Source organism: Mucilaginibacter ximonensis (genome assembly GCF_042686265.1).
Classification (GTDB): Bacteria; Bacteroidota; Bacteroidia; order Sphingobacteriales; family Sphingobacteriaceae; genus Mucilaginibacter; species Mucilaginibacter ximonensis.
The window spans coordinates 416503-428749 of the sequence record NZ_JBHUPD010000003.1; the positions used below are offsets into that span (position 1 = coordinate 416503).

At 42.6% G+C, this 12247-nt stretch carries 11 protein-coding genes; 6 read left to right on the plus strand and 5 right to left on the minus strand.

Going from position 1 to position 12247, the window contains the following annotated elements:
- Nucleotides 1–6 precede the first annotated feature (6 nt).
- Nucleotides 7–1623 (plus strand): MFS transporter, encoded by a 1617-nt coding sequence (locus tag ACFS5N_RS15810; protein ID WP_377187674.1) that lies wholly within the window; start codon nucleotides 7–9, stop codon nucleotides 1621–1623.
- Nucleotides 1624–1714: 91 nt separating this feature from the next.
- Nucleotides 1715–2179 (plus strand): deoxycytidylate deaminase, encoded by a 465-nt coding sequence (locus ACFS5N_RS15815; RefSeq protein WP_377187677.1) that lies wholly within the window; start codon nucleotides 1715–1717, stop codon nucleotides 2177–2179.
- Between the two features lie 2 nt (nucleotides 2180–2181).
- On the opposite strand, the gene cmk is transcribed toward ACFS5N_RS15815, so the two are convergent.
- Nucleotides 2182–2868, minus strand: coding sequence for a (d)CMP kinase (gene cmk, locus ACFS5N_RS15820; RefSeq protein ID WP_377187680.1), 687 nt, complete (start codon nucleotides 2866–2868; stop codon nucleotides 2182–2184).
- A gap of 79 nt (nucleotides 2869–2947) precedes the next feature.
- Between cmk and arfB the strand changes: the two genes are divergently transcribed.
- On the plus strand, nucleotides 2948–3358 hold the full coding sequence (gene arfB / locus ACFS5N_RS15825; protein WP_377187683.1) for an alternative ribosome rescue aminoacyl-tRNA hydrolase ArfB: 411 nt from the start codon (nucleotides 2948–2950) through the stop codon (nucleotides 3356–3358).
- Here the strand turns inward: arfB and ACFS5N_RS15830 are convergent.
- Together ACFS5N_RS15830 and lon are read right to left on the minus strand one after the other, a co-directional pair.
- Nucleotides 3355–4308: a lipid A deacylase LpxR family protein gene (locus ACFS5N_RS15830; protein ID WP_377187686.1), complete on the minus strand. Its 954-nt coding sequence runs from the start codon at nucleotides 4306–4308 to the stop codon at nucleotides 3355–3357. The genes arfB and ACFS5N_RS15830 overlap by 4 nt on opposite strands.
- 57 nt (nucleotides 4309–4365) lie before the next feature.
- Nucleotides 4366–6870 (minus strand): endopeptidase La, encoded by a 2505-nt coding sequence (lon, locus tag ACFS5N_RS15835; RefSeq protein ID WP_377187689.1) that lies wholly within the window; start codon nucleotides 6868–6870, stop codon nucleotides 4366–4368.
- A 336-nt stretch (nucleotides 6871–7206) separates the two neighbouring features.
- Here lon and ACFS5N_RS15840 point away from each other — a divergent pair, with 336 nt between their 5' ends.
- Nucleotides 7207–7836, plus strand: a complete 630-nt coding sequence (locus tag ACFS5N_RS15840) for a tetratricopeptide repeat protein (RefSeq protein WP_377187691.1) — start codon at nucleotides 7207–7209, stop codon at nucleotides 7834–7836.
- On the opposite strand, the gene ACFS5N_RS15845 is transcribed toward ACFS5N_RS15840, so the two are convergent.
- A complete protein-coding gene (locus ACFS5N_RS15845; protein WP_377187694.1) occupies nucleotides 7833–8432 on the minus strand; it encodes a hypothetical protein in 600 nt (199 codons plus the stop codon). The genes ACFS5N_RS15840 and ACFS5N_RS15845 overlap by 4 nt on opposite strands.
- A 121-nt stretch (nucleotides 8433–8553) precedes the next feature.
- Nucleotides 8554–10077: a 2,3-bisphosphoglycerate-independent phosphoglycerate mutase gene (gene gpmI, locus ACFS5N_RS15850; protein WP_377187697.1), complete on the minus strand. Its 1524-nt coding sequence runs from the start codon at nucleotides 10075–10077 to the stop codon at nucleotides 8554–8556.
- 76 nt (nucleotides 10078–10153) lie between these two features.
- Between gpmI and ACFS5N_RS15855 the strand changes: the two genes are divergently transcribed.
- A complete protein-coding gene (locus tag ACFS5N_RS15855; protein WP_377187700.1) occupies nucleotides 10154–11176 on the plus strand; it encodes an alpha/beta fold hydrolase in 1023 nt (340 codons plus the stop codon).
- Between the two features lie 188 nt (nucleotides 11177–11364).
- Nucleotides 11365–12210, plus strand: coding sequence for a carboxylating nicotinate-nucleotide diphosphorylase (nadC, locus tag ACFS5N_RS15860; RefSeq protein ID WP_377187702.1), 846 nt, complete (start codon nucleotides 11365–11367; stop codon nucleotides 12208–12210).
- Nucleotides 12211–12247: the final 37 nt, after the last annotated feature.

Consider the following 12247-nt stretch of genomic DNA (forward strand, 5'->3'; position numbering starts at 1 on the left):
ATAAAAATGAAAGAAAACAACACCAAAAGTTATGGTTCGGCTTTGTATACGCTGGTAACTGTATTCTTTTTTTGGGGCTTTTTGGCGGCCTCAAACGGTATATTTATTCCTTTTTGTAAATCGCATTTTCATTTAACACAATTTGAGTCGCAACTTATCGACTTTACATTTTACGGCGGATATTTTATTGGTTCGCTGATATTATACTTCGCCTCGCAAGCTACTAAAGTTGATATATTAAATAAGCTGGGCTATAAAAATGGTATTGTTTGGGGATTGGTTATATCGGCTGTAGGCGCTTTATGTATGATTCCTGCAGTAGCAACCGGCTCGTTTGCTTTCATTTTAGGATCGTTATTTATAATAGCTTTAGGATTTTCCCTGCAGCAAACGGCAGCTAATCCGTTTGTGGTTGCCCTCGGTCCGCCAGAAACAGGTTCAAACCGGCTTAACTTTGCAGGGGCCATCAATAACATCGGCGGTTTGCTGGGGCCAATTGTAGTTAGTTTGGTTCTGTTCGGCTCTGCCCAGGGCGCTGCGTCAACCAGCGATGTGAAACTATCATCAATAGACACTTTATATTATATACTGGCAGGGCTGTTTCTAGCCGTCGCCGTATTTTTTTATTTCGCTAACCTTCCGGTTGTAACCAGCGACGAAAAAATAGAGAACAGTAAAAAACCTACGCCGCCGCTGTTTATTATGTTTCTGGCGTTTTGTTTGATACTGGTCGCAGATCAGTTAGCTGCTGCTACCGGTATTTCAAAAGCCACTTACATTTATGCTGCTTTAGCCATTATCGTAGTTACGTTGGTAGGTTCATTAATGTCGGCGCAAAGAAATAAAGAGGGTTGGGGAGCAATGCAATATCCACAATTGATTTTGGGTATGATAGCTATTTTTACTTATGTTGGTACTGAAGTAACTATTCAAAGTAATTTGGGTGCGCTGTTAAAAACGCCGGCCTTTGGCGGTTTTACTGAGAGCCAGATGTCTCCGTTTATCTCGCTTTATTGGGGTAGTTTGATGATTGGCCGATGGACTGGTTCAATCGGGGCTTTTAACTTTTCAAAAACTGCCAAAAATATTTTGACGTTAGTTGTTCCGTTTGCAGCATTTGCTATCATACTTTTAGTAAATCACTCAAGCGGGTCTGATGTAAGCAGCCTGTACAAATATGCTATAAGCATTGTTGTAATGATTATCGCCTTTTATATCGGGGCCCAAAAGCCTGTGCGTACTTTAGTGTCTTTGGGGGTGTTAGGTATCATATTTATGCTGATTGGCTTATTTACTACCGGTACGGTTGCAGTGTTTGCATTTATTAGCGGTGGTTTATGCTGCTCAATTATGTGGCCATCAATTTTCTCGTTGGCTATCACAGGTTTAGGCAAGTACACCGGTCAGGGGTCTGCATTTCTGATCATGATGATCTTAGGTGGATCGATTATTCCGCCGGTACAAGGCTTAATGGCCGATACCATTGGCATCCATCAATCATATATAGTTCCGGTGTTAGGCTTTGCCTATATCGTGTTCTTTGCCTGGAAGGTGCGTGTTGAATTGATTAAACAAGGAATCAATATAGACCACGTACAAGTTGAAAAAAGCGGTGGGCATTAATAATTAGTCATTAAGTCATTAGTCATTGAGTCATTAGTGAAGCCACTAATACCAATGACTAATGACTTAATGACCAAATGACTACAACAACATGAAACCATCCTTCGATCATATCTTTATGAAACTGGCTACTGATCTGGCTTTACGCTCACATTGCGTAAAAGCTCATGTCGGGGCGGTTTTAACGCAGGATACACGTATTATTTCAATCGGCTACAACGGCCCACCTGCCGGGACGCATAACTGTGATGAAGAGTGGCCGGAGCAGGGTTGCCCGCGCGACTCAAAAGGTAGTTGCTCGCTGGCCTTGCATGCCGAAGAGAACGCTATTTTATATGCCGTAAAAAGCGGTGCTAAATTGGAAGGCGCTACTTTGTATACCACCTTGTCGCCGTGCATAGCCTGCGCGCGATTGATCTTTTCGGCAGGTATTAAAAAGGTATATTACAATAAGTCGTACGCTAAATACAAAGGTATCCCGAGCGATGAAGGGGTAGACTTTCTGAATAAATTTGGCGTGCCTACAGTAATGCTTGAAGAGGAAGCAGTTGTTTAAATTCAAGAATTTCGCCCATCAACAAAAGGCTTAACCAGGTCTACCGCCAGCTGTAGTTGCTGTTCAGGGGTAAGATTGGTATTATCGAGCACTATGGCGTCCTCGGCTCGTGTTAACGGGCTTTCTTCACGGGTTGTATCTGCATAATCACGGTGTGCCAAATTCTCAAAAACATCTTCAAGTGTAATATCAGGATTGGTTGACTGCAGCTCTTTATAACGACGTTCTGCACGTACTTTCGGATCGGCAGTCATGAACAACTTTAGCTGTGCATGAGGAAACACCACAGTGCCAATGTCGCGGCCATCCATTACTACATTTTTTGATTTGCCCATGCGCTGTTGCTGGCGAACCATTTCTTTACGTACTTCTTTAATTGCAGCTACCTCGCTCACTTTGTCAGATACGGGCATTTGTCTTATTTCGGCAGATACTTCTTCGTCATTTAAGGTAATGTGAGTCTGATAATCGCGCGAATGAAAATTGAGATGGATGTTTTTCAGCGCCCCGGCAACCTGATCATGGTTTTTAGTATCGACATTATTACGAATGAAGTATAAGGCGACGGCACGATACATCGCACCGCTATCAACATAAATAAAATGGAGTTTCTTGGCTAATGCCTTTGCCAGTGTGCTTTTACCACATGACGAATACCCGTCGATAGCTACTACGATGTTGTTGCTCATATCGTAAGCAAAGTTAGTAAAATTTGGCTGTTTAAAATTTGATGGCTGTCACTAATCACAAACTTCATTACCTTTAGCCATGAATTTTTCTAAAGACGATCTGCAGCGCGAAGTCTTTTATAAAACGTCACGCAGCGGCGGAAAGGGCGGGCAAAATGTAAATAAGGTTTCCAGCAAAGTTGAACTGCTGTTTTCTATAACCGGCTCGGTTTTGTTTACCGATGACGAAAAGCAGCGCCTAACAGAAAAACTGTCTGCCAGATTAAATAAAGATGGCTTTGTACAGATTGTTTGTGACGAAGAACGCAGCCAATATCTTAATAAAGTTAAAGCTATTGATCGCTTGGTCAACACACTTACACGGGCTTTAATTGTTCAAAAACCCAGAAAGGCTACCAAACCCAGCAAGCAGGCCAAAGCCAAACGCCTGGACGATAAAAAACAACAGGGCGCAAAAAAAGAAAGCCGCAAACGCTACTTCGAGTACTAATCAAATTTGTAGTACAGTGTCGCTGATCCCCACGCTTCAGACAATTGCTGATATTTGGTGTCTTTACTATGGAATATGGCAGCCACGTCAATCACCCAACGTTTAGTTGCATACGTAACGCCCACGTGGTTGCTCAATACAAAACGTTGCGGTTCGGCAGTAACTTCTAAGCTACCCGCTTCATCCTTTTTATTGAATAAACCGCCCTGGATAGTGGCATCATAAGCAATTACGTTCGCCATGGGCTTATAATATAAAAAGAATTCGTGCTTATTAGGGGTCACTATGCTATTATCGGCAATGACAGAGCTTTGTGTACTGGCCGAATTAAACAACTGGTTAAACACTCCTAAACGAAACAACAATCCGGCCCCTGCACCGGTAAAGCCCGTACCCAAATTTGCGTAAGACGCAAATGAAAGGTCTAATGCAGTATCCCTGGCAATAAGCCTGTTGTACTCGCCTGAAAAATTAACCACTGCATTATTCTTGATTTGATATTGCCAGCCATTCGGGGCATAAAAACCAAAGTTGTTGTGAACCCATGTTTGCGCAGTTTGGCCGCCCGAGGCCGGGCCGATAACCCCTAATTGAACGCCTATCTTAAAATTGGATTCGTTTTTATATAGATAATTCATGCTGGCACCTGCATAAAGATAACCGGCAAATGGCCTGTCGATGTAACTTGCAGAGGGTACAGCTCCACTTTGCGGGTTAAATATTTTCTGACCTAAATCGAATCCCAAAACTTTATTTTTTAGCTTGTCGCTGGCCTTGACATCCAGTGCATGTCTGAAATAAAGGTATAAGCCGTCGGTGTAGTACCGGTCGCTGCCCTGACCCAGGTAAGAATCATTGTCGCTTTGTATACCAAACTCATTTTGATGATTTTGTGCAAATGTGCAAGTTACTGTTATCACCAGCAGCAAGGTTAAGTACAGGTTTCTCATTAAGGTTATAACTATGATAAAGTATAAAGGCCCGTTAATTTCAACGGGCCTTTAAAGTTAATTTAAAATGGGCTTAATATCTTCTTTTACGGTTAAATCTAGCGGGTCTTTTACTTTTTCATTGAGTAAAGCCAAATCAATCACTTCGCGCATTTCGGTAACGTAGTGAAATTGTAAATCTTTAATGTAGCTTTCTTTGATCTCAAGGATATCTTTCTGGTTTGACTTGCAAAGAATGATCTCTTTGATATTAGCACGCTTAGCAGCCAGGATTTTTTCTTTGATACCACCAACTGGCAACACACGGCCCCGAAGGGTGATCTCGCCAGTCATAGCCAGGTGAGGCTTTACCTTGCGTTGTGTGAAGGCTGATGTCAGCGCAGTGAGCATGGTAACACCTGCCGACGGACCGTCTTTAGGTGTAGCGCCAGCGGGTACGTGCACATGGACATCCCATTGATCAAATAATCTGTTATCAATACCAAATTTGGCCGAATTGGCGCGCAAATAGGCTAACGCGATGGTCGCAGATTCTTTCATAACATCGCCCAGGCTACCTGTTAAAGTCAACCGGCCCTTGCCTGGGCTTAAGCTGGCTTCAATAAACAAAATATCACCGCCAACTGATGTCCAGGCTAAGCCTGTAACCACACCGGCTACCGTGTTGCCTTCGTATAAGTCTTTATCAAATATCGGCGCGCCCAGTATTTTCTCGACGTCTAGCTTGCTTACCGTAGTGTTGTACGGTTCTTCAAGCGCAATGTTTTTAGCGGTGCCCCGCACTACAGAACCGATCTTTTTCTCCAAGCCGCGTACGCCCGATTCGCGCGTATAATCCTCAATCAATTTTTCAATGACGTCGGCTTTCAGCATGATATCTTTAGGCCTCAGACCATGTGCTTCGCGTTGTTTGGGCAGCAGGTGCTGTTTAGCTATCTCGACCTTTTCTTCAATGGTATAGCCATTTACCTCGATGATCTCCATACGATCCAGCAAAGCAGGCTGTATACTGCTTAATGAGTTTGCTGTCGCGATGAACATTACGTTTGAAAGGTCAAAATCCATTTCTACATAATGATCATAAAAATTGGCATTTTGTTCAGGGTCAAGAACTTCAAGCAGCGCAGATGATGGGTCTCCGCGAAAATCATTACCCACCTTATCAATCTCGTCCAGGATGAACACCGGGTTGGCCGCCCCGGCTTTTTTTATCGATTGGATAATACGGCCGGGCATGGCGCCAATATAAGTTTTACGGTGACCGCGAATCTCGGCTTCATCACGGATACCACCCAGCGCCATACGTACATATTTACGACCTAAAGCCTTGGCTATTGATTTGCCTAATGAGGTTTTACCTACTCCCGGGGGGCCGACTAAACAAAGGATAGGTGCTTTCATGTTATGCTTTAATTTAAGTACTGCCAGGTACTCAATTATCCTTTGCTTAACCTTATCTAACCCAAAGTGGTCTTTATCTAATACTTTTTGTGCACGTTTCAGGTCGAAGTTGTCCTTGGTAAATTCATTCCATGGCAGGTCTACCAACAATTCAAGGTAATTAATCTGTACTGAATAGTCGGCGGCAGCCGGATTGGTTCGCGCCAGCTTTTCAATTTCTTTGTCGAAATGTTTTTTTACCTCAACATCCCATTTCTTTTTGGCAGCACGCTGGCGCAGACTTTCAATTTCCATGTCGGCAGTGTTGCCGCCCAGTTCTTCCTGAATGGTTTTGATCTGCTGGTTCAGAAAATAGTCGCGTTGCTGCTTGTCCAGATCTACACGCACCCGGGTTTGAATCTGATTTTTCAGCTCCAGCAATTGCAGCTCAATAGTTAAATGCTGTAATACGGCATTGGCCATTTCGGCCCGGTCGGTAATCTCCAGCAATTTTTGTTTGGCTGCCATGTCGGCGTTCATGTTTGACGAGATAAAGTTCATCAAAAACGAGGTGCTTTCAATATTACGAATTGCAATACCTGCCTCGCTCGGGATGTTTGGCGATAGCTGTATAATATTCATAGCCATATCCTTTATTGAGGATATCAACGCTTTGAATTCTTTATCTTCTTTCGCTTTTTTAAGTTCAATAAACGGGTCGATGGTCGCTTTTAGATAAGGCTCGGTCTGAACTTCTTCTTTTAGACGGAAGCGCTTCTTGCCTTGTAAAATAACGGTGGTATTACCGTCGGGCATTTGCAGCATCTTAATGATAAGGGCTACCGTGCCCACTTTATTTAACTGATCGAATGCGGGATCTTCAATAGCTACATCTTTTTGCGATACTACACCAATCATGCGGCTGCCTTTGTTGGCATCGCGTATTAATTTGATTGATTTGTCGCGGCCTACCGTAATCGGAATTACAACACCCGGAAAAAGCACAGTGTTACGCAATGGCAGTATCGGCAAAACCTCGGGTACTTCTTCATTATTCATCTCTTCCTCGTCTTCAGACGACATCAAAGGGAAAAACTCCGAATCTTCATTTATAACCGGCATCGCACTCTTAAAATCAAACGGGTCAAAACTCATTAATACACTTTTTAAAATAAACGCCATGTTGTCAGGTTACGATATTATCGGGCTGCTGAACATTGCTTAAATAACGGCTTTTAAATGCCTGATGTTATGTTTCAAGACCTATGCCAAGTTAAGGCAATATAAACATAACCACTAACACCGACAGGTATTCCACTGGTAATTTGGTGGTTACAAATTTAAATGGTTTTTAATAATTATTGATAAAATTATTGGTAAAGATGAAAAAAAGTCATAGTCTTATGGCTGAAGGTTTTTTACAAAACACCACAATTGAAAATTAAATTGTTATTAGTTCATAATAATTTTAAGGTTAGACAGTTAATAGTGTACAATTCGTTTAATTTTAAACTTTTGATGAGGTTATCAGTCTTATTTTCCATTCTGGTTTTTTCGACTGTTGAGCGTGCAGCCGCACAGAACGCTTATACCCGTTTAGGCCAGCAAGCTTATATCGACGGTAATTTTAAAGTAGCCATAGCGCAGTTGGAAAAAGGTCGCCTTATTGACTCAACCGATGCCAGTGCACTTTGGATGCTGGGCTATTCTTATTTTCATAACGAAAACTTTGCAAAATCTATAGCAGCTTTTACAAAAGAAATTGCCATTGAGCCGGCCGACGCACACGCTTATTATTATAGGGCTAAAGCTCAGTGCCATTTAGGTTTAGATTCACAGGTCCCAACGGAAAAAGAAAAGTACTTTCTGGGGTCTATTATTGATTTAACTAAAGCTATCTCCATTAACCCCGCCGAAGCCCGGATGACATCTTTTTACCTAAACAGGGGAGTAGCTTATAAAGAATACGGTTTTTTTCGTTTGCAGCAAAACATGAGGCTTTATGACAAAGCCCGTGGAATCAATTCATTAAAAGCTGCCATAGCCGATTTTCAGAAAGTGCTGGACTCTGACAGAGGTCGTCAGGACATTATTGTACTGATAGATGAATGTAAAGAAAAGCTCTCAACGGTGTTAGGTCACCACTAATTCAGACTGCCTTTAATAAAATAGTTGTTAGTGCCCAAAAAGCTAACATGTTGTTGCTTTTTTATAGTATAAAGCGAGTCGGGCCTGTAGGTCAGCGTTTCGTCTGTTTGATACAGCCTGTTCTTGCTTTCGTTAAAAATCATGATCCACTTAATGCTGTTGTTTTTATTACGCGTAATGACAATCTCGCGGGTTCGCAGCTCTGGCTCCTTAGCGGTGTAAACTATGGAACCATCAATGCCTGATTGAACCGAATAACTATCTCGCCAGGCCGGTTTGTTAATGTCCGACTGGACGAACAAAGCTAATTCCAGTGCCCAGTCATCAATGTGTACCTTTTTAGTTTCAGTACTGCCATTGTGCGTTACTGATTTTAAGGTAGGGTGATTAAGCTTGCGTTGTTTGGCGATCTCAGCTTTAAAATATCCGGCGATGTCGTAATACTTTGGTTTTGAGCCGTCCTGAACATTATCAGGTTTGCAGGATGAGAGAATAGATAAAAGTATGATGACAAAAATCAAGGCAACTGCATTCTGACCCTTTTTTGAGAAAGGGAAAGCCTGACTGAGCATTTGATGAGATGTGTTATTTGTCATTTAAACTTATTTTAAAAAGAATTGTCATTCTGAGCGTAGCGAAGAATCTTATTCGATTTGCTAATCGCTTATATAAGATTCTTCGCTACGCTCAGAATGACAAGTGTATTATTAAGGTGTTTTATACTAATACGTTACCGCCCATTTCTTTAGGTATCTCAACACCCAAAATGTGCAAAATAGTAGGGGCGACATCACCTAATTTGCCATCTTTTACCGAAGTAACGTCCTTGTCAATCACTATACATGGCACCAGGTTAGTAGTGTGGGCTGTGTTTGGCGTACCGTCGTCGTTTATCATATAATCGGCATTCCCGTGGTCGGCAAGGATAATAAAAGAGTAACCATTGGCTAAACCAGCTTCTACCACATCCTGTGTGCACCGGTCGGCCGTTTCGGCAGCTTTAACAACGGCGCTAAAAACACCTGTGTGACCCACCATATCGGTGTTGGCAAAGTTAAGAATAATCAAATCTGCCCAGCCGCTTTGCAGTTCGGGTACAATGGCATCACGGATACCTTCGGCACTCATTTCAGGCTGTAAGTCGTAAGTAGCAACTTTTGGCGATGGTACCATAAGTCTTTTCTCGTTATCAAACTCTTTTTCGCGACCACCTGAGAAGAAGAAAGTAACGTGCGGGTATTTTTCTGTCTCTGCAATACGTATCTGGTTTTTGCCTGCATCCTGGATAATTTCGCCCAGGGTTTTGGTCAGATCCTCTTTAGTAAACACCACTTTAACGTCTTTAAAAGTTTCGTCATAAGTAGTCATGGTTACGTAGTACAATTTAAGCGGATGCAGGTTATACTCAGGGAAAGCTTTTTGAGTTAACGCAACGGTAATTTCGCGACCACGGTCTGTACGGAAATTAAAGCAGATCACCACATCGCCGTCCTTAATTACAGCGGTTGGTTTACCCTCGCCATCGACCTTAACAATCGGCGGCATAAATTCGTCAGTAACATCTTTTAAGTATGATTCTTTAATAGCCTGTGTTACGCTGTCAGTTGGCTCGCCAATGCCGTTAACCATTACGTCATAAGCTTGTTTAACGCGTTCCCAGCGGTTATCGCGGTCCATTGCGTAATAACGACCAATAGCCGATGCTAATTTAACCGGCGTATTTTCAATGTGGTTTTCCAGCTCAGTAATAAAACCTAAGCCCGATTTGGGGTCAGTGTCGCGGCCATCCAAAAAAGCATGAACAAAAACATTGCTCAGGCCAGAAGTTACCGCGGCATCGCACAGGCCCTTCAGGTGTTTGATATGTGAGTGCACGCCACCGTCTGATACCAGGCCGATAAAGTGCACGTCTTTATTGTTTTGTTTAGCGTAGTCGAAAGCGCCTTTAAGCACCTCGTTAGTCACCAGTTCATTGTCATCAACAGCTTTGTTGATGCGGCCAAGTTCCTGGTAAACGGTACGGCCGGCACCCAGATTCATATGCCCTACTTCTGAGTTGCCCATCTGCCCGTCAGGCAAACCAACGGCCATACCAGATGCTTCCAGTTTTGAGTGCGGATATTTCTCCAGCAAAGAGTCAAAAAAAGGTGTCTTAGCTGCTAAAATAGCGTTCGACTCATCATTGCGGCCGTAACCCCAGCCGTCCAATATAATTAATGCAAGTTTCTTCTTATTTTCCACGACGCAAATATAACCGCCACATAGGATAGATTATAATTTCTTTTATATAGCTTAGTTTATTCAATTATACCTAACCATGAAAAAGTTATTATTGACGGTGCTTTTGTTTTGGGGCACTTTAAGTTTTGGCCAAACCCACAAGGCCGATCGCCAACAAATAGCCAATATCGGCGACTTCAAAGTAGCAGGCGGAACAATAAAAGATTGCAAAGTAGGCTACCGCATGTTTGGCAAACTAAACGCCGGTAAAAGCAACGCCGTAATATTCCTGACCTGGTTTGGTGGGGTGTCCCGAGATATTGTGAATCCTGCAAATTTTAGCGCTATCGATACCACGCGCTATTGCCTCATTATCATCGATGCTTTGGCTGATGGTGTTTCTTCATCGCCCTCAAACAGTAAAACGCAGCATGGTCGTAATTTTCCGGTGTTTACTGCTGCGGATATGATTGAGAGCCAGCATATGCTGTTGACCAAGAATCTGGGGATTAAACATGTAAAAGTGGTAATGGGCATTTCAATGGGCGGGATACAAACGTTTCAATGGGCGGTAAGCTACCCGGACTTTATGGATTACCTCATACCCATAGTTGGTACACCACAATTTACCAGTTATGACAATATGCGCGGCGAAATTTATCGTCGCCTGCTGGAAAATGATCCGGAGTATAACCACGGTAATTATACTGTTAATCCTAAAATCACCATTATTAACATGTTTTGGGAGATGTTGCTCACCACACCAACTGAAAAGGTCCGTGCTCATCCGCATGATGACTTTTCAAAATGGCTAAAGGATGTGGAGGCGCAACAACATAGCGACTGGAACGATACCTGGTATCAATCAAACGCCTTGTCAGAATTTGATATTACCAAAGCATTTGGCGGATCGTTTGAAGAAACTGCAAAGCACGTTAAAGCCAAAATGATAATTATAACTTGCCTGCAAGACCATATTGTCAACCCAAAACCTTGTATTGACTTTGCGAAGGCAGCCAATGCTAGGCTGATTAAGATTGACAATGATGCAGGGCACCTGGGTGGCAACCTTGGTAATGCTGACGCGCGTAATGCGGTTATTGAGGCTTTGGCTAATTAATTGAAGGATATTAATATGTTTAGAGAAATGATATTCTTCATTGCCGTTGACTTTAGTCAACGGCAATGTTTTTTTTAATGATGCCTGATAAGGCAAATTTAGATAGTTTAATAAGGGATTGTGCCACCAAAAACTATCACAACCCAAAAAATGTTACTACTTTTGAACCTTCTAAAAAATAACTGATTTTGGATATAGAACTAGTACAACCGTTTATTGACAACGCCTTAAAAGAGGATGTTGGCGATGGCGACCATACATCGCTGGCTACCATTCCGCCGGGCACTACCGGCAAAGCCAGGTTATTGGTAAAAGACAACGGCATTATAGCGGGCGTAGAACTGGCCCAGTATATTTTTCATCGCGTAGATAAAGCTCTTAGCGTAAATATTTTTATCAAAGACGGCACCGTGGTTAAACCTAAGGACGTTGTATTGGAGGTTGAAGGTGATGTAATCAGCATATTGACAGCCGAGCGTTTGGTGCTTAACTGTATGCAGCGCATGTCTGGCATTGCTACTAATACTAACCATATCGTCGATTTATTGAAAGGTACCAATACCCAGGTTTTGGATACGCGTAAAACTACGCCGGGTATGCGTTATCTGGAAAAATGGGCGGTGCGTATAGGCGGCGGCGTAAATCACCGTTTTGGCTTATATGATATGATATTGATCAAAGATAATCACGTGGATTATTCGGGTGGTATTGCCCGTGCTATTGAGAACGCACACCAGTACATTGAAAAAACGGGTAAAAAACTGGCAATAGAGATTGAAGTGCGTAACCAGGAAGAACTGGACGAAGTAATTGCTGCCGGCGGGGTCGACCGTATTCTGTTAGATAATTTCAATTTTGCCGATTTGAAACAAGCGGTAAATATTATTGAAGGACGTTATATCACCGAGGCATCGGGCGGTATAACGGTGGACAATGTGCGTGAATATGCAAATTGCGGAGTAGACTATGTTTCTATAGGTGCGCTTACGCATTCGGTCAAATGCCTGGATCTGAGTTTAAAAGCGGTTAAGTAAGCGCATTTAAAACAATTTCCCCAGTTTAACCCTCTTA